This is a genomic window from Agrococcus terreus (genome assembly GCF_014645235.1).
Lineage (GTDB): Bacteria > Actinomycetota > Actinomycetes > Actinomycetales > Microbacteriaceae > Agrococcus > Agrococcus terreus.
On record NZ_BMLM01000002.1, the window covers coordinates 319611 to 336469 of the forward strand.

A 16859-nucleotide genomic window follows, 5' to 3' on the forward strand; every position below is an offset into this window, starting at 1 on the left:
GTTCGGCCCTCGAACAGTATCGATTCGAACGACTTCGCGCAAGCGCGATGCCGACGTCACGGCGCACGCTCAGCCTTGTGGGTCGACGGTCTGATCACAGCTCGCCCGGGACGGGCGAGCCAGCATGGATCGGTCAGGCCCGGCAGGGCTCCCACGCCTCGACGGCGCCCGCGATCGACGCCATCCGGCACTGCCATCGCGCGTCGGCGGCATCGGTCGAGAACCGCAGCTGCACGTCGCGCGCCGCGCCGTGGGTCGTCACCGGCAGGTGCAGCTCGAGATCGCGCCGCTCGGCGCTGCGCTCGCGCAGCCCGCCGATGCTCGCGTCGCCCGCCGCCTCCACCGGAGCGCCCTGCTCGAGCGAGCACTCCCCCGCCACCGCGCACGCGCGGGCGTGCGCGAGGCCCGTCGCCAGCGCCCGGGCCGCCACCTCGTCGTTCGGCCTCGGGAAGAGCGCGGAGCCGTGCGCGGTGGTCGACGTCCCGTCGACGACGAGCCGCTCCGGGTCGAGCGCGAGCGCCTCGTCCTCGAACGCGTCGGTCGTGTAGACGCCCGGGTAGAGCAGCGGCAGGTCGACCCCCGCGGTGCCGATCCCGCCGATGGACGGCGAGACGGTGCCGAAGCGGGGTACGAGCATCGGCTCGGCGAGCGTGGTCGCGACGCGCCACTCCCCCGCGTCGCGCAGGAGCTCGAGCTCGTGGCGCACCTCGCGCCCGTCGACCTCGAAGCGCACGCTCGCGGTGCCGCGCTGGCCGTCGACGTCCACCAGCCCCACCTCCGGCGCCCGGATGCGCTCCGCCGTCGCGAGGCTCGCATCTGTCAGCAGCCCGGCGCGCTCGTCGACCGGACCTATCGCGGTGGCGTCCCCGGCGCGGCCGTCGGCGATCGCGTCGAGGTAGGCCTGCGCGGTCGTGCGCGCCGACGCCTCGGCCGCGACGCCCGCGGCCGAGGCGGCCGCGTGGCCACCCGCGACCGCTGCGCCCCCGACGACGGCGCCGAGCACCGCTGCCGCGACGAGCGCGCGGGGCGAGCCGAGGGCCCGGCGCAGGCCGCCGCGGCGGGGCTTCGGAGCGCTCGGCCGACCGGGACGGTCGTCGCCCTGGGGCCCGGCCGCCGAGGCCTGGTGCTCCGGCGGCATCGAGAACTCGGGCATCTGGCGCGGCATGCATCGATCCTCGCGCATCGCAGGCGCGGACGTCCCCCAGAGGGCGCTCGCGTGGCCCCGCCTCGGCACGGGCGTAGGGACGACGAAGGCCCCCGCCGCAGCGGGGGCCTCTCCTGTGCCGCCTGGGAGAATCGAACTCCCGACCTATTCATTACGAGTGAATCGCTCTGCCGACTGAGCTAAGGCGGCGTGCCCTGGGCACGAACAACGATGCTACCGCATCCGCGCGCCCGCCGACGACCGCGCGGCGGCCTCGCGAGCCGCCGCGCGCGCCGTCAGCAGTCGAGCGCGCCGCTCGGCGCCGTGCCGGTGAGGAAGTACTCGTTCACCGGCTCGTCGACGCAGGCGTTCCCCTGGCCGTACTGGCCGTGGCCCTCGGCGTCGACCGAGATGAGCACGCCCGACTCGAGCATCTCCGCCAGGTCGACCGCCTGCTGGTACGGCGTGGCCGGGTCGTTCCGGCCGCCGATCACGATGATCGGCTCGGCGCCCGGCGCGGTGATCTCGTGCGGCTCGCGGGTGGCCTCGAACGGCCACGCCGCGCACGAGCCCAGGCCGATGAAGTCCGGCCCCAGCGTCGGCGCCGCCTCGAGGATCCGCTCGGCGTTCGCCCGCACCTCGTCCCAGTCGGTGACCGCCGCGTAGTCGAGGCAGTTCACCGCGATGAGCGCCTCGAGCGAGTTGTCGACGAAGGTGCCGTCGGGGTTCACGCCGTAGTACTCGTCGGCCGCGGCGTAGGCCGACTCGCCGTCGCCGTCGAGCACGTCGCCGATGATGCCGCGCAGCACCGGCCACTGGAAGTCGGCGTACAGGTTCGCCGCGATCGCGATGAAGAACGCGCCGGAGGCCAGCTCCCGGCCGTCGGCGACCGGGATGGGCTGCTCGTCGAGGCGGTCGATGAGCGCGCGCGTCTCGGCGAGCGCGCCGGCCTCGTCGGTCGCCGCGAACGGGCAGTCGTCCTGCTGCAGGCAGTCGGCGACGAAGTTGCCGTAGGCGAGCTCGAAGCCCGAGGCCTGGAAGAGGGTGCCGTCGAAGTCGGTCGCGTCGGGCGAGACGGCCGCGTCGAGCACCATGCGGCCGACGTTCTCGGGGAAGAGGTCGGCGTAGGTCGAGCCGATGAGCGTGCCGTACGAGACGCCCAGGTAGTCGAGCTGGTCCTCGCCGAGGAGCGCCCGCATGAGGTCCATGTCGCTCGCGACCTGCTCGGTGCCCACGTGCTGGAGGTACTCCCCCGTGTGCTCGAGGCACGCATCCGCGAACCACTGCGCCGAGTCGAGCTGCTCCTGCAGGTCCTCGTCGCTCAGCGGCTCGGGGGCCGGCCCCTCCGGCACCTCCCAGAGCCAGTCGTAGAGCTCCTTCGGATCGTCGTAGCAGGAGATGGGCGTCGACTGCCCGACCCCGCGCGGGTCGAAGCCGACGAGGTCGTAGTGCTCGCGCACCTCCGGCAGCAGCAGGTAGTCGGCGTACTGCTGCACGTAGTCGAGCCCGGAGGCGCCGGGGCCGCCCGGGTTGTAGAGGATCGCGCCCTCGCGCTCGCCCGTGGCGGGGGCGACGGTGACGGCGAGCTCGACCGTCTCGTCGCCCTGCCCGAACCAGTCCATCGGCGCCGTGATCGTGCCGCACCAGTTGGCGCCGCAGTCGGTCCAGTCGACGTCCTGCCCGTAGTACTGCTCGAGCTCGGGCGCGACCTGCTCGCCGGTGGGGCTCCACGGCGGGGATCCGTCGGGGGCGGCGGTCGGACCGGTGATGGCGGGCGGCGGCATGAGGCAGCCGGCGAGGCCGACCGCGACGGCCGCGGCGACGGCGATCGCGGCGGGAGCGCGGCGAGAGTGGTGCATGCTCCAACGCTACGCGGCGGCGCTGTGGACGGGGCCAGCGGCGCGGCGGCGCCGGCGAGCCCGACCGCGAGACCGGCTAGCGACGCTGCGCGGCCCGCGCGGCGCGCACGAGCATCGCCTCGAGCGCGAGCAGCGGCGGCACATTGCCCTCGATGCGCTCGCGCGCGAGCCGCAGCTGGTCGAGCACGTCGATCACGTCGGCGCGCCGCAGGTAGTCGGCGGCCGCCTGCACGGTGGGCCGCATCGCCTCGTTGACGAGCTCGCGGCCGACGCCGAGCTGGGTCATGAGGATGTCGCGGTAGAGCGAGAGCAGGTCGACGAGGATGCGGTCGACGCCGTCGCGCATGCCGCGCTTCGCGCGCGCCTTCTGCGCGTCCTCGAGCTCCTTGAGCTGCCGGCGCAGCTGCGGGGGCACGGTGCCGCCGGGCTCGACGCCGAGCTGGTGGAGCGCCTGCGTGCGCTCGGCCTCGTCGCGCTCGGCCGAGAGCGCGTCGGCGTCGGCGGTGGCGATCTCGACGTAGCGGGCGGCGGCGAGCACGGCGGAGGCCGCGGTCGAGACGCGCATCGCGATCTGCAGCGTCTCCTCGCGTCGGGCGCGCGCCTCGTCGCTCGTCGCGAGCCGGCGGGCCATGCCGATGTGGCTCTGCGCCTCCCGCGCCGCACGCTCGGCGAGCGTGGGGTCGACCCCGTCGCGCTCGACGAGCAGGCGCGCGACCTCGCTCGGGTCGGGCACCTGCAGCGTGACCGTCCGCACGCGGGAGCGGATCGTCGGCAGCAGGTCGGCCTCGCTGGGCGCGCACAGGATCCAGACCGTCTCGGGCGGCGGCTCCTCGAGCGCCTTGAGCAGCGCGTTGGAGGTGCGCTCCGCCATGCGGTCGGCGTCCTCGACGACGATGACCCGGTGCCGCGCGGTCGACGGCGCGAGCGCGGCGCGCTGCACGACGGCGCGCGCCTGCGCGATCGTGATGAGCACGCCCTCGGTCGAGAGCGTCACGAGGTCCGGGTGCGTGCGGGCCTCGACGAGCGTCTCGACCTCCGGCTCGATGCCGTCGGGGCTCGACAGCAGCGCCGCGGCGAAGGCGTAGGCGAGGTTGGAGCGCCCGGAGCCGGGCGGCCCCGTGAGCAGCCACGCGTGCGTCATCGCGCCCGGCTCGCCGGAGGCGGCGCGGCGCAGCTGCGCCACCGCCTCCGCCTGGCCGACGATCCCGCTCCAGCCGCTCATGCGCCCCCGCCTGTGCCTGTGTGCCCGTGCCTGTGCCTCGTGCGCGCCGCGTCAGCCGCGCGCGTCGAGCATCGCACGCACGTGCGACACGACGCGCTCGTGCACGGCCTCGGGCGATCCGGATGCGTCGACGACGGCGAACCGCTCCGGCTCGGCAGCGGCGAGCACGAGGTACGCCTCGCGCACGCGCTCGGCGAACGCCTCCCCCGCCTCCTCGAGGCGGTCGTAGGGCGCGTCCTCGCGGCCGGCCATGCGCTCGCGGCCCTGCACGGGCGGCAGGTCGAGCAGGATCGTGAGGTCGGGCAGCAGGCCGTCGGCGGCCCACAGAGAGAGCTCGCGGATCTCGTCCGGCTCCAGCTCGCGGCCGGCGCCCTGGTAGGCGACCGACGAGTCGAGGTAGCGGTCCTGCAGCACGACCTCGCCGCGCTCGAGCGCCGGGCGCACGAGCGTCGCGACGTGGTGGGCGCGGTCCGCGGCGTAGAGGAGCGCCTCGGCGCGCGGCGCCACGTGCCCCTCGGTGTGCTGCACGAGCCGGCGGATCTCGCCGCCGAGCTCGGTGCCGCCGGGCTCGCGCGTGCGCACGACCGTGCGGCCCTCCGCCTCGAGCCACGCCTGCAGGAGCGCCGCCTGCGTCGACTTGCCGGAGCCGTCGCCGCCCTCGAGCGTGATGAAGGCGCCGGTCACGACTCGGAGGCCGGCTTCTTCGGGGCGGCCTTCTTCGCGGGCGCCTTCTTCGCCGGCGCCTTCGTGGCCGCCTTCGTCGTCGCCGCCTTCTTTGCCGGCGCCTTCTTGGCGGCGGGCTTGCGGGCCGGCTTCTTGGCCGGGCCCTTCTCGCGCTTGATCTGCAGCAGCTCGATCGCGCGCTCGAAGGTGATCGCCTCGACGTCCTCGCCGCGCGGGATCGTGGCGTTCGTCTCGCCGTCGGTCACGTACGGGCCGAACCGGCCGTCGCGCACCTTCACCGGCTTGCCGCTCACGGGGTCCGCGTCGAACTCCTTCAGCGCGCTCGCCTGGCGGCGCGCGCCGTACTTGGGCTGGGCGAACTTCTCGACCGCCTCCTCGACCGTGATCGAGAAGATCTGGTCCTCGCTGTCGAGCGAGCGGGTGTCGTCGCCCTTCGAGAGGAACGGGCCGTAGCGGCCGGGGCGCGCGGTGATCTCGACGCCCGACTCCGGGTCGACGCCCACGACGCGCGGCAGCGCCAGCAGCTTGAGCGCCGTCTCGAGGTCGATCGACTCCGGCTCCATCGACTTGAAGATCGACGCGCGGCGCGGCTTGGGCGCCGCCTTGCCCTTCTTGGGCGCGACGGGCTTGCCCTCGTCGTCGAGCTCGACGGGCAGCGACTCCTCGATGTACGGGCCGAAGCGGCCGTCCTTGACGACCACGTCGAGGCCCGTCTCGGGGTGCGGGCCGAGCACGCGGTCCTTCACGGGCTCCGCCTCGAACAGCTCCACGGCCTTCTCGGCGGTGAGCTGGTCGGGCGTGAGGTCCTCGGGGATGTTGGCGCGCTTGACCTCGCCGTCGGGGCCGGTGCCCTCGAGGTACGGGCCGTACTGGCCCACGCGCAGCGTGATGCCGTCGGCGACCGGGATCGAGTTGACCGCGCGGGCGTCGATCTCGCCGAGCTCCGAGACGGTCGCGTGGAGGCCGGGCCGCTGGCCGTTGCCGAAGTAGAAGCCCTTGAGCCACGCCTCGCGCTCGAGCTCGCCGTCGGCGATGCGGTCGAGGTCGGCGAGCATCTCGGCGGTGAAGTCGTAGTCGACGTAGTCGCCCAGGTGCTCCTCGAGCAGGTTCATGGTCGAGAACGCGATCCACTCGGGCACGAGCGCGCCGCCGCGGACGGTGACGAAGCCGCGCCGCACGATCGTGTCGATGATGGAGGCGTAGGTCGACGGGCGGCCGATCTCGAGCTCCTCGAGCGCCTTCACGAGGCTCGCCTCGGTGTAGCGCGGCGGGGGCGTCGTCTGGTGGTCCTTGCGCTCGAGCTCGGCGAGGCCGACGGCCGCGCCCTCGGCGACGTCGGGCAGGCGCGCCTCGCCCTGGGCGCCCTCGGCGGGCGCCTCGTCGGCGTAGCGGGCGTCCTCCTTCGACTCCTCGTACGCCTGCAGGAAGCCGGGCTCGGTGATGACGGTGCCGGAGGCCGTGAACTCGGCGACGCCGCGGCTCGTGCGCTCGGAGGCGATCGTGATCGTGGCCGTCTGCCCCGTCGCGTCGATCATCTGGCTCGCCACGGTGCGCTTCCAGATGAGCTCGTAGAGCCGCTGCTCGTTGGGCGTGAGCGAGCCCTTGACCTCGCCGGGCGTGCGGAAGGTCTCGCCCGAGGGACGGATGGCCTCGTGGGCCTCCTGCGCCGACTTCGACTTGCCGGCGTAGTGGCGCGGCGTCTGCGGGATCGAGCCCTGCCCGTACAGCTTCGTCGCCTGCGCGCGGGCGGCGTCGAGCGCCTGCTTCGACAGCGAGGGCGAGTCGGTGCGCATGTAGGTGATGTAGCCCTGCTCGTAGAGCGACTGGGCGACCGACATCGTCTGCTTCGCCGAGAGCTTGAGCTTGCGGCCCGCCTCCTGCTGCAGCGTGGAGGTCGTGAACGGTGCGGAGGGGCGGCGGCGGTACGGCTTCGACTCCACACCGGCGACGCGGAACGCCGTCTGCTCGAGCTCGCCCGCGAGCGCCTGCGCGCCCTCGGCGTCGAGCACGGTGCGCACGCCCTTGATCTCGCCGCGGTCGTCGAAGTCGGAGCCGGTGGCGACGCGCGCGCCGTCGAGGCGCACGAGGCGGGCGCCGAAGCGCGAGCCCTCGGCCTCGAACTGCGCCGAGAGGCTCCAGTAGCCGGCCGAGACGAACGCCATGCGCTCGCGCTCGCGGTCGACGATGAGGCGGGCGGTCGGCGACTGCACGCGGCCGGCCGAGAGGCCCTGCCGCACCTTGCGCCACAGCACCGGGCTCACCTCGTAGCCGTAGAGGCGGTCGAGGATGCGGCGCGTCTCCTGCGCGTCGACGAGCGGCATGTTGAGCTCGCGCATCGAGTCCTTGGCCTGCTCGATCGCGTCCTTGGTGATCTCGTGGAACACCATCCGCTGCACGGGCACCTTGGGCTTCAGCACCTCGAGCAGGTGCCACGCGATGGCCTCGCCCTCGCGGTCCTCATCAGTGGCGAGGATGAGCTCGTCGGCGTCCTTGAGCGCGCGCTTGAGCTCGGTGACCGTCTTCTTCTTCTCGTCGGAGACGACGTAGTAGGGGGCGAAGCCGTTGTCGACATCGACGGCGAACTTGCCGTAGGCGCCCTTCTTGAGGTCGGCGGGCAGGTCGCGCGGGCTCACGAGGTCGCGGATGTGGCCGACCGATGCCAGCACCTGGTACCCCTCACCGAGGTACCGCTCGATGGTCTTGCCCTTCGCGGGGGACTCGACGATCACGAGCTTCTTGCCCATGCTCACGCTCACTGCTCTTCTTGGGGGTTCCGGCCCGACCGGGCCACGACTCGACACAATACACATGGAGCCATTGCGCGCTCATGGCCCGCTCCGGGCCGTTCGCCGCTGGCGGATGCGCACGCTCCACGGCCTCGCGCGGGCGCGCACGAGACCCCGCCTCGTCCGGCGGACCGCCGCATCAGGCCTCGCCGAGCGCAGCCAGGGATCGGCGATCCCGGGTTCCTCCGGTCCTGCCGCGCATCGCCCGGCGGCGCGACGCTGGATCGCACCGGGCCCGCCGCGGCCCATCCACCGGAGGAGCCCATCATGCCGAAGACCATCGACATCGCCGTCCCCGACCTCGCCGGGCGGCGCGCCGTCGTCACGGGCGCGAGCGACGGGATCGGCGTGCACATCGCCGAGCGCCTGGCGCGCGCCAGCGCCGAGGTGGTGCTGCCGGTGCGCAGCCCCGCGAAGGGCGAGGCGGCCGCCGCGGCCATCCGCGAGCGCGTGCCGGGCGCGCGCATCGACCTCAGGGAGCTCGACCTCGCGTCCCTCGACTCGGTCGCCGCCTTCGCCGATGCCGCACTGGACGACGGCCGGCCGATCGACATGCTCATCAACAACGCGGGCGTCATGACGCCGCCCACGCGACAGGAGTCCGCCGACGGGCATGAGCTGCAGCTGGCCGTGAACCACCTCGGCCACGTCGCGCTCGTCTCGCGCCTGCTGCCGCTGCTGCGCGAGGCCCGCGCCCGCGTCGTGACGCAGGTGAGCGTCGCGGCCGACGAGCGCGCCGTGCTGTGGGACGACGTCCAGTCCGAGGGCCGGTACCGGCCGATGGACGCCTACAGCTCGTCGAAGATCCTGCTCGGCCTCTTCGCGGTCGAGCTCGAGCGGCGCTCGCAGGCGGGCGGCTGGGGCGTGGCGTCGGTGCTGTCGCACCCCGGCATCTCGCCCACCAACCTGCTGTCGGCGCAGCCCGGCCTCGGGCGGCCCCGCGACACCGCTTCGGTGCGGGTGATCCGCTGGCTCTCGCGCCGCGGCATCCTCGTCGGCACGCCCGAGACCGCCGCGCTGCCCGCCGTGCTCGCGGCGACCGATCGCTCGATCGCCGGGGGCACGCTCGTCGGCCCGAGCGGGCCGCGCCACCTGGGCGGCGCCCCCGCGCCTCAGGCGCTGTACTCGCGCCTGGCGGGCGCCGACGACGCGGCGCGGGCCTGGGAGCTCTCCGAGCGCCTGCTCGGCGCGCGCCTGCCGGTCTGACGGATCGATGGCGCACGCGCGGCGGATGCTGGACGATCGGATGGACGGAGGGAACCCGCGATGACGATGGATCGGGAGCAGCTCGCCGACTTCCTGCGGCGACGACGGGAGTCGCTGCAGCCGGAGGACGTGGGGCTGCCGCGCGGGCCGCGGCGACGCACGGGCGGCCTCCGCCGCGAGGAGGTCGCGGTGCTGGCGGCGATGTCGACCGACTACTACACGCGACTCGAGCAGCAGCGCGGGCCGCGGCCGTCGGAGCAGATGCTCGCGTCGATCGCGCGCGGGCTCCGCCTCACGCTCGAGGAGCGCGACCACCTGCTCCTGCTGGCCGGGCACACGCCTCCGTCGCGCGCCGCGGGCGGCCAGCATGTCTCCCCCGGCCTCATGCGCATCCTCGACCGCCTCGCCGACACCCCGGCCCAGGTGATGACCGCGCTCGGCGAGACGCTCGTGCAGACGCCGCCGGCGCGGGCGCTCTTCGGCGACGAGACGCGCTTCGAGGGCTCGATGGCGAGCGTGGGATATCGCTGGTTCGTCGATCCCGCCTCCCGCGGCGTCTACCCGGAGGAGGACCACCCGGTCCACGCGCGCGCCTTCACCGCCGACATCCGCGCGGTCGCGGCCGCGCAGGGCCCAGGCTCGCGTGCGGCCTCGCTCGTCGCCGAGCTGCTCGACGCGAGCCCGGAGTTCGCCGAGCTGTGGGCCGCGCACGAGGTGGGCGCGGGGCACTCCCGGCAGAAGCGGCTGCAGCACCCCGAGGTCGGCGTCATGCACCTCGAGTGCCAGGTGCTCCACGACCCGGTGCAGGGCCACACGCTGCTCATCCTGACGGCGGCGCCGGGGTCGGAGAGCGCCGAGCGGCTGCAGCTGCTGTCGGTCATCGGCGCGCAGGAGCTCGCGGGCTGAGGCGCTCGCAGCGCTCATCGCGGCGGCCCAGCGACAGCGGTGGCGGATGCGGTGAGCGGACCGACCGGCACGGCCGTCGTGATCCGCGCGTCGAGCCCGTCGAGGGCGCACGACGTGAGCCGGGCGCCGCTCGCCGCCGCGACCGCGCCGGCGAGCGCGCACGGCTCGCCCACCGCGTAGCCGCTGAGCGCGTCGGCGGCCGTGAGGGCCGCGGCGTCCGCGGCCGCGGCCGCTCGAGCCTGCGCGATGCTCGCGGTGCCCGCGCCCACGACGAGCAGCGCGAGCGCGAGCGCGGCCGATGCGATCGCGAGCACGAGAGCCGTGCCCGCGCCGCGGTCGTCGCGCAGCGCCGGCAGCGGCCGCCCGCCGGCGCGCAGGCGCATCACCGACCGCCCGCGTGCGCGCATCCGGTTGCCGAGAGCGTGAGGGCGCCGCCGAGCACCGAGCGCTCGAGCACGGCGCACACGAGCTCGCCGCGCGTCTCGAGCCGGAGGGCCGCGCCGTCCGCGTACGCGCCCGGGTCGTCGCCGCGGCCCGCCGCGCGCGCCGCCGCGCCCGCGGACTGCTCGAGGCCGACCTGCGCCGCCGCGGCCGCGACCGCGCCCACCGCGATGGCGAGCGCGAGCACGGCCGCGGGCAGCGCCGCGGCGAGCTCGGCGGCGACCGCCCCGAGCTCGCCACGGCGGCCCGCGAGGGCCCTACTGGACAGTGAGGGCACGCTGCACCATGTCGGTGAGGATCCCGCGCACCTCGTCGGAGCGCAGGATCACCACCAGCAGGCCCGCGAACCCGACCGCCGCCATCGTCGCGATGACGTACTCGGCGGTCGCCGCGCCCTCCTCCTCGTGCACCAGCCTGTCGAGCATCCGCATGCTCGCCTCCTCTCAGTCGTGGATGGAGGTGTCAGGGTGCGCCGAGCGGCGGCTCCCGCGCGCCGCCTCCACGTGCACCTGTGGAGGAGCGCGGCCGCGGGGCGGCGCGAGGCCCGGCGGCCGAGCGGCTCGAGCCGGCGCCCGGCCGGCTCAGGCGAGCGGCGCGAGCGACGCCTGCAGCATCGAGACGACGAGCGGCACGACCGCGACCAGCGTGAACGCGGGCAGCACGCAGACGCCGAGCGGCAGCGCGAGCCGCACGCCCGCCCGCTGCGCCCGCGCCTCCGCGTCGAGCCGGGCGCGGGTGCGCGCCGCGGTCGCCTCGGCGAGCAGCAGCCCGCGCACGGGCACGCCGGCGCGCTCGGCGAGCGCGAGCGCCTCGTCGACCGCCGCCCAGTCGGCGGCGTCGACGTCCGCGCCGTCGAGCGCCGCCGAGGCCGCGCGCCTCGCCGCCGCCGCGGCCCCGCCGCCCGCGAGCGCCACCGCCACGAGGTCGAGCGGCAGGCCCGGCGCGGGAGTGCCGCGCGCGGCCTCCGCGACGATCCTGCGCGACCACGCCCAGGCCGCCACGAGCAGCAGCGCGCCCGCGCCCATCGACCAGGTCGCCAGCCCGCCACCCGCCACCGCGCCGACGACGTCGAGCCCGAGCGCCGCGCCGAACCCGAGGCCCACGAGCGGCAGCAGCGCCACGAGCCGCGCCGTCGCGCGCGGCCCCGCGAGCACCGCCTCGAGCGCGCGACGCTGGGCGGCCTGCTCGCGCAGCAGGCCCGCGAGCCGCTCGAGGGTCGCCGCGGTCGGCGCGCCGGACGCGGCGGACACCTCGAGCACCGCTGCGACCGCACCGCCGGCCTGGGCATCCGCCGACTCCGGAGACGCGCCGACGAGCGTCCACGCTCGCTCGAGCGGCAGCCCGCCCGCCGCGAGCGCCGCGACCCGGTGCACCGTCGCCGCGGCGCCCTCGAGCCGGGCGGCGCCCGAACCCGCCCGCTCCCGCCTCACGGCCCGGCGCCCGCGCTCGCCCGCACCACGAGCCGCTCGCGGTCGAGCCCGAGCGCCCCGATCGCGGCCACCCGCCGGCCCTGCGCATCCCGCTCCACGTGGAGCACCGCGCCGATCGCGCTCACCGCCTGCCGCGCGAGCGCCGCGGGCGAGAGGCCCGCGAGCGCGCCGAGCGCCTCGAGCCGCGCCGGCACGTCGTCGAGCGAGTTCGCGTGGAGCGTGCCGGCGCCCCCGTCGTGCCCCGTGTTCAGCGCGGCCAGCAGCTCGCGCACCTCCGCGCCGCGGCACTCGCCGAGCACGAGCCGGTCGGGCCGCATCCGCAGCGCCTCGCGCACGAGCCGCTCGAGCCCCACCGCGCCCGCGCCCTCCGCGTTGGCCTGCCGCGCCTCGAGCGCGACGACGTGCGGGTGGCGGATGCGCAGCTCGGCGACGTCCTCGATCGTGACGATCCGCTCCCCCGGTCCCGCCTCGGCGAGCATCGCGCCGAGCAGCGTCGTCTTCCCCGAGCCGCCCGCGCCGGTGACGAGCACGTTCGCGCGGCTCGCGACGAGCGCCCGCACGCGCCCGAGCGGCACGCGCACGAAGGCGCCCGAGGCCTCGAGCGCGGCGAGCGAGAGCGCCTCCACGCGCGGCAGGCGGATCGACAGCTGCGCGCCCGCGACGGCCACCGGCGGCAGCACGGCGTGCACGCGGATGCCGTCGTGCAGCCGCACGTCGGCGCACGGCGTCGCCTCGTCGACGTGCCGGCCGCCCGCGCCGACGAGCGCGACCGCGAGCGCGCGGGCCCGCTCGGGGCCGAGCACGAGCGGCGCGCGCTCCGCGCCGCCGCCGCGGTCCGCCCACACCTGGCCTCCGGTGACGAACACGTCGGTGACCGCCGGATCCGCGACGAGGGGAGCGAGCTCGCCGAACTCGGTGAGCGCCGCGCCGTCGAGCGCCGTGCGGGCGCTCGCGACCGCGGCCCGATCGGCGCCCGCGACGAAGGGGATGCCCGCCGCACGGGCGGTCGAGGTGGCCTGCATGGCGGCACCGTAGGCGTCGCCGGGCGCTCCGGTGCGGGGTCGGGGCAGCGGCTGTGGAGACGTGCCCGCGCGACCCCGACGCATCCGCAGACGGAGGCGGCGCCCGCCTGGGGGGAGGGGGCGCCGCCGCGGGCTCGCGGATGGGGGATCCGCACTGCGCCCGCCGATCGTCGGCCGAGCCGACGGCACCATGGTAGGCCGGACGCGGTGTCCACGGGCACGCAACACGACGCAACGGCGCGCCCAGCGCCCGCGTATAGGCTCGCCGGGACGACGGAGTCAGGAGGAGCCACCAGTGTCCGACCGCATCGATCACCTGCTCACCGAGACGCGACGATTCGCGCCCCCGGAGGCGCTCGCGCAGGCGTCCGCGACCACGAGCGACCTCTACGAGCAGGCCGCGGCCGACCGGCTCGGGTTCTGGGCCGAGCAGGCCCGCACCCTCACGTGGGCGACGCCGTTCACCGAGGTGCTCGACTGGCAGCCGCCGCACGCGCGGTGGTTCCACGACGGCACGCTCAACGTGGCCGTCAACTGCCTCGACCGGCACGTCGAGGCCGGGAACGGCGACCGCATCGCGCTCCACTGGGAGGGCGAGCCCGGCGACCGCCGCACCGTCACCTACGCGCAGATGACCGCCGAGGTGAAGCGCCTCGCGAACGTGCTCACCGACTTGGGCGTGCGCGCCGGCGACCGCGTCGCCATCTACCTGCCGATGCTGCCGGAGGCCGTCGCGGCGATGCTCGCGTGCGCCCGCATCGGCGCCGTGCACACCGCCGTCTTCGGCGGCTTTTCGCCCTCGAACCTCCGCAGCCGCATCGACGACGCCGGGGCGACCCTCGTCATCACGACCGACGGCGCCTGGCGCAAGGGCAAGGTCTTCCCGCTCAAGCCCACGGTCGACGAGGCGCTCCGCGAGCCCGGCCACGGCGTGCGCAACGTGCTCGTGGTGCGCCGCGGCGAGAACGAGATCGACTGGGACGACAGCCGCGACGTCTGGTACCACGAGGCGATGGCGGAAGCCGCGCCCGAGCACCAGGCCGAGGCCTTCCCCGCCGAGCACCCGCTCTTCATCCTCTACACCTCCGGCACCACGGGGAAGCCGAAGGGCATCCTGCACACGAGCGCCGGCTACCTCACGCAGACGGCGTTCACGCACCGCCACGTGTTCGACCTGAAGCCCGAGACCGACGTCTACTGGTGCACCGCCGACATCGGCTGGGTCACCGGCCACAGCTACATCGTCTACGGGCCGATGGCCAACGGCACGACGCAGGTCATGCACGAGGGCACCTTCGACACCCCCACCCCCGAGCGGCCGTGGCAGATCATCGAGCGCTACGGCGTGACCATCTTCTACACGGCGCCCACGGCCATCCGCACGTTCATGAAGCTCGGCCGGCAGCACACCCAGTCGAGCGACCTCTCGAGCCTGCGGGTGCTCGGCACGGTGGGCGAGCCCATTAACCCGGAGGCGTGGATGTGGTACCGCGACGTGGTGGGCGGCGGCAGCACGCCCGTCATGGACACGTGGTGGCAGACCGAGACCGGCGCGATCATGATCTCCGGCCTCGCATCCGTGACGTCGCTGAAGCCCGGCAGCGCGCAGGTGCCGATCCCCGGCATCGACATCGACGTGGTCGACGAGGCCGGCGCACCCGTCGGCGACGGCGACGGCGGCCTGCTCGTCGTCACCTCGCCGTGGCCGTCGATGCTCCGCACGATCTGGGGCGACGACGAGCGCTACCGCGAGACGTACTGGGAGAGGTTCGGCGACCGCTACTTCGCGGGCGACGGCGCGCGCAAGGACGACGACGGCGAGATCTGGCTGCTCGGCCGCGTCGACGACGTCATGAACGTGTCGGGCCATCGGCTCTCGACGGCCGAGATCGAGTCGTCGCTCGTCGCGCACGAGTCGACCGCCGAGGCCGCGGTGGTGGGGGCGAGCGACGAGACCACCGGCCAGGCGGTCGTCGCGTTCGTCATCCTGAAGTCGCGGTTCGCGGATGCGATGTCGGTCGAGGAGTCGGAGGGCGTGCTGCGCCAGCACGTCGCCGGCGACATCGGCGCGATCGCCCGCCCGCGGCAGGTGTTCATCGTGCCCGACCTGCCCAAGACGCGCTCGGGCAAGATCATGCGCCGCCTGCTGCGCGACCTCGCCGAGGGCCGCGAGCTGGGCGACACCACCACCCTCGCCGACCAGAACGTCGTCGACGCGATCCGCTCCCAGCTGCGCTGACCCGGCCGGCCGCGCCGCGCCAGCGCCGCGCCCGCCCGCCCGCCGCGCACCCCGTCTCGTCACCGAACTTCCCCGAATCCGACGTTGTCGCCTCGAAACGTCGAGTTCGGGGAAGTTCGCGCTCGGCCCGGTCCACAGGGGCGCTCGGCCGCGCCGCGCCGCGCGTCGCGAGCGGTGCAGTGTGCGCGCATGCACGATGGATGGGCACTGCCAGCGGCGCTGCGGGGCGCCACGTTCACAGCGGCGGATGCGAAGGCGCACGGCGTCGCGGAGCGCCGCCTCAGGAGCGACCGCGCGACGCAGCTGCATCACGGCGTGTGGGCTGATGCGGGGACCGAGCTGACGGTGGCGCAGCGGGCGAGCGCGGCACTCAGCGCCACCTCGCCCGACGCGTGGATCAGCCACGCCGCCGCCGCGCACCTGCTCGGGCTGCGCGTGCCCCCGAGGCTCCGCGCCCTGGACCGCATCGACGTCACCGTCCCGACGCCGATGCACGCGCCGCGCGGCCGGGGCGTTCGCGGACGCCAGCGGTCGCTCACGCCCAGCGCGATCGCGATGATCCACGGCATCCGCGCCTCCAGCCCGGCTCAGGCCTTCGTGGACGGTGCCGACTACCTAGCCTTCGCGGACCTGGTCGCGCTCGGCGACGGGATCGTCGACCTACGCCGCCCGCTCGCGAGCGCCCCAGAGCTGCGGCGAGCGATCGGGGAACATCGCGGCCAGCGCGGCCACCGTCGGCTCCTGGCGGCCTCGCATGCGGTCCGCCCGACGTCACGCTCGTGGGCCGAGACGGTCACGCGTCTCGAGCTGGAGGCGATGGGCGCGCCGCCCGCCTGGTGGAACGTCCCGGTGCACCTGCCGGGCGGAGAGGAGCTCGCGCCTGACGCAGCCTTCTGGCAGGCGGGAGTGCTGCTCGAGGTCGAGGGCGACCAGCATCGGACCGACCGCGCCCAGTGGCTGACCGACCTCGACCGCTACAACCTGGTCCAGCGCTACGACCTCGAGCCGCATCGCATTGTCGTCACCTCACCCGCGGAGACGAGGGCTCGGCTCCGACCCATCGTCGACCGCATCCTGCGGCGCTGGGACCCGACGCGGGCCGCCGCGCCGATCGCTCCCTGGTACTCGCACCCGCCCGAGTTCCCCGAGGGCTAGCTGCTCTCCGCCCCGTGAACGACGAACTTCCCCGAATCCGACGTTTCCACGCGGAGAGGTCGGATTCGGGGAAGTTCGGTGAAGAGGGGCGCGGAGCTAGGCGAACTCGGCGATCAGCTCGATCTCGACCGGCGCGTGGAGCGGCAGCTCCGCGACGCCGACGGCCGAGCGGGCGTGGATGCCGGCGTCGCCGAACAGCTCGCCCAGCAGCTCGCTCGCACCGTTCACGACGCCGGGCTGTCCGCTGAAGCCCGCCGCCGAGGCGACGAAGCCCGTCACCTTCACGATGCGGGTGATGCGGTCGAGCGAGCCGATCTCGGCGTCGATCGCCGCGAGGGCGTTGAGGATGCACTGGCGCGCGTCCGCGTGCGCCTCGTCGGCCGAGACCTCGGTGCCGACGAGGCCCGTGCGCAGCAGCTGCCCGTCGACCATCGGCAGCTGGCCCGAGGTGAAGACGAGGTGGCCGGACACCACGGCGGGCACGTAGGCCGCCACGGGCTTGGCGACCGGCGGCAGCGCGATGCCGAGCTCGGCCATCCGCGCGACGACGCTCACTCGGCGGCCTCGACGGGGCGCTTCAGGAAGGCGACGAGGCCGCCCTCGGGGCCGTTCGCGACGTGCACGAGCTCCCAGCCGTCGGAGCCCCAGGTGTTGAGGATCGCGGTCTCGCGGTGGATGAGGAGCGGCGTGGTCGCGTACTCCCAGGTGGTCTTCGGCATGGCGCGGTGCCCTCAGCTCTCATAGGTCGGTGCCGTACCCTCGTAT

16 protein-coding genes and 1 tRNA gene are annotated in these 16859 nt (G+C 75.0%); 4 read left to right on the forward strand and 13 right to left on the reverse strand.

Annotated elements, in window-relative coordinates:
* Positions 1-133 precede the first annotated feature (133 nt).
* The 6 genes from IEW90_RS11365 to topA all read right to left on the reverse strand — a co-directional run bounded on the left by IEW90_RS11365 (position 134) and on the right by topA (position 7653).
* Positions 134-1165: a hypothetical protein gene (locus IEW90_RS11365; protein ID WP_188718404.1), complete on the reverse strand. Its 1032-nt coding sequence runs from the start codon at positions 1163-1165 to the stop codon at positions 134-136.
* A 116-nt stretch (positions 1166-1281) separates the two neighbouring features.
* Positions 1282-1354: transfer RNA gene (locus tag IEW90_RS11370), tRNA-Thr, on the reverse strand.
* 86 nt (positions 1355-1440) lie between these two features.
* Positions 1441-3003, reverse strand: a complete 1563-nt coding sequence (locus tag IEW90_RS11375) for an alpha/beta hydrolase (protein ID WP_188718405.1) — start codon at positions 3001-3003, stop codon at positions 1441-1443.
* Between the two features lie 76 nt (positions 3004-3079).
* The gene (locus IEW90_RS11380) at positions 3080-4225 is read right to left on the reverse strand and encodes a DNA polymerase III subunit delta' (RefSeq protein WP_188718406.1); all 1146 of its coding nucleotides are present in this window, start codon (positions 4223-4225) and stop codon (positions 3080-3082) included.
* A gap of 51 nt (positions 4226-4276) precedes the next feature.
* Positions 4277-4909 (reverse strand): dTMP kinase, encoded by a 633-nt coding sequence (tmk, locus tag IEW90_RS11385; protein WP_188718407.1) that lies wholly within the window; start codon positions 4907-4909, stop codon positions 4277-4279.
* Positions 4906-7653: a type I DNA topoisomerase gene (topA, locus tag IEW90_RS11390; protein WP_373284784.1), complete on the reverse strand. Its 2748-nt coding sequence runs from the start codon at positions 7651-7653 to the stop codon at positions 4906-4908. The genes tmk and topA overlap by 4 nt, the downstream gene beginning before the upstream one ends.
* A gap of 309 nt (positions 7654-7962) precedes the next feature.
* Between topA and IEW90_RS11395 the strand changes: the two genes are divergently transcribed.
* A complete protein-coding gene (locus tag IEW90_RS11395) occupies positions 7963-8901 on the forward strand; it encodes an SDR family oxidoreductase (protein ID WP_188718408.1) in 939 nt (312 codons plus the stop codon).
* A 66-nt stretch (positions 8902-8967) separates the two neighbouring features.
* Positions 8968-9807 carry a helix-turn-helix transcriptional regulator gene (locus IEW90_RS11400; protein ID WP_188718842.1) on the forward strand — a complete coding sequence of 280 codons (840 nt, stop codon included), beginning with the start codon at positions 8968-8970 and terminating at the stop codon, positions 9805-9807.
* A 14-nt stretch (positions 9808-9821) separates the two neighbouring features.
* On the opposite strand, the gene IEW90_RS11405 is transcribed toward IEW90_RS11400, so the two are convergent.
* The 5 genes from IEW90_RS11405 to IEW90_RS11425 form a co-directional block, all read right to left on the reverse strand.
* A complete protein-coding gene (locus IEW90_RS11405; protein WP_188718409.1) occupies positions 9822-10190 on the reverse strand; it encodes an Rv3654c family TadE-like protein in 369 nt (122 codons plus the stop codon).
* Positions 10190-10525 (reverse strand): hypothetical protein, encoded by a 336-nt coding sequence (locus IEW90_RS11410; RefSeq protein ID WP_188718410.1) that lies wholly within the window; start codon positions 10523-10525, stop codon positions 10190-10192. Before IEW90_RS11410 ends, IEW90_RS11405 begins: the two co-directional genes overlap by 1 nt.
* Positions 10506-10679 (reverse strand): DUF4244 domain-containing protein, encoded by a 174-nt coding sequence (locus IEW90_RS11415; protein WP_188718411.1) that lies wholly within the window; start codon positions 10677-10679, stop codon positions 10506-10508. The genes IEW90_RS11410 and IEW90_RS11415 overlap by 20 nt, the downstream gene beginning before the upstream one ends.
* Positions 10680-10829: 150 nt before the next feature.
* Entirely contained in the window at positions 10830-11678 is an 849-nt protein-coding gene (locus tag IEW90_RS11420; RefSeq protein WP_188718412.1) for a type II secretion system F family protein, read from the reverse strand.
* Positions 11675-12700 (reverse strand): TadA family conjugal transfer-associated ATPase, encoded by a 1026-nt coding sequence (locus IEW90_RS11425; protein ID WP_188718413.1) that lies wholly within the window; start codon positions 12698-12700, stop codon positions 11675-11677. Before IEW90_RS11425 ends, IEW90_RS11420 begins: the two co-directional genes overlap by 4 nt.
* Before the next feature lie 295 nt (positions 12701-12995).
* On the opposite strand from IEW90_RS11425, the gene acs reads away from it, so the two are divergent.
* Together acs and IEW90_RS11435 are read left to right on the forward strand one after the other, a co-directional pair.
* The gene (acs, locus tag IEW90_RS11430; RefSeq protein WP_188718414.1) at positions 12996-14939 is read left to right on the forward strand and encodes an acetate--CoA ligase; all 1944 of its coding nucleotides are present in this window, start codon (positions 12996-12998) and stop codon (positions 14937-14939) included.
* Positions 14940-15128: 189 nt separating this feature from the next.
* Positions 15129-16094, forward strand: coding sequence for a hypothetical protein (locus IEW90_RS11435; RefSeq protein WP_188718415.1), 966 nt, complete (start codon positions 15129-15131; stop codon positions 16092-16094).
* Between the two features lie 96 nt (positions 16095-16190).
* Here IEW90_RS11435 and IEW90_RS11440 read toward each other — a convergent pair whose 3' ends face one another.
* Both IEW90_RS11440 and sp36 read right to left on the reverse strand, forming a co-directional pair.
* Complete coding sequence (locus IEW90_RS11440; protein WP_188718843.1) at positions 16191-16631, reverse strand: RidA family protein; 441 nt, start codon at positions 16629-16631, stop codon at positions 16191-16193.
* A 14-nt stretch (positions 16632-16645) separates the two neighbouring features.
* A complete protein-coding gene (gene sp36 / locus IEW90_RS11445; protein WP_188718416.1) occupies positions 16646-16813 on the reverse strand; it encodes a Sp36 family protein in 168 nt (55 codons plus the stop codon).
* Between the last annotated feature and the right edge of the window lie 46 nt (positions 16814-16859).

Coding starts and splice junctions, on each gene's coding strand:
- IEW90_RS11365 (WP_188718404.1), bottom strand. CDS start 1,165: ATGCCGCGCCAGATGCCCGAGTTCTCGATGCCGCCGGAGCACCAGGCC.
- IEW90_RS11375 (WP_188718405.1), bottom strand. CDS start 3,003: ATGCACCACTCTCGCCGCGCTCCCGCCGCGATCGCCGTCGCCGCGGCC.
- IEW90_RS11380 (WP_188718406.1), bottom strand. CDS start 4,225: ATGAGCGGCTGGAGCGGGATCGTCGGCCAGGCGGAGGCGGTGGCGCAG.
- topA (WP_373284784.1), bottom strand. CDS start 7,653: ATGGGCAAGAAGCTCGTGATCGTCGAGTCCCCCGCGAAGGGCAAGACC.
- IEW90_RS11395 (WP_188718408.1), top strand. CDS start 7,963: ATGCCGAAGACCATCGACATCGCCGTCCCCGACCTCGCCGGGCGGCGC.
- IEW90_RS11400 (WP_188718842.1), top strand. CDS start 8,968: ATGGATCGGGAGCAGCTCGCCGACTTCCTGCGGCGACGACGGGAGTCG.
- IEW90_RS11405 (WP_188718409.1), bottom strand. CDS start 10,190: ATGCGCCTGCGCGCCGGCGGGCGGCCGCTGCCGGCGCTGCGCGACGAC.
- IEW90_RS11415 (WP_188718411.1), bottom strand. CDS start 10,679: ATGCGGATGCTCGACAGGCTGGTGCACGAGGAGGAGGGCGCGGCGACC.
- IEW90_RS11425 (WP_188718413.1), bottom strand. CDS start 12,700: ATGCAGGCCACCTCGACCGCCCGTGCGGCGGGCATCCCCTTCGTCGCG.
- IEW90_RS11435 (WP_188718415.1), top strand. CDS start 15,129: ATGCACGATGGATGGGCACTGCCAGCGGCGCTGCGGGGCGCCACGTTC.
- IEW90_RS11440 (WP_188718843.1), bottom strand. CDS start 16,631: ATGGCCGAGCTCGGCATCGCGCTGCCGCCGGTCGCCAAGCCCGTGGCG.
- sp36 (WP_188718416.1), bottom strand. CDS start 16,813: ATGCCGAAGACCACCTGGGAGTACGCGACCACGCCGCTCCTCATCCAC.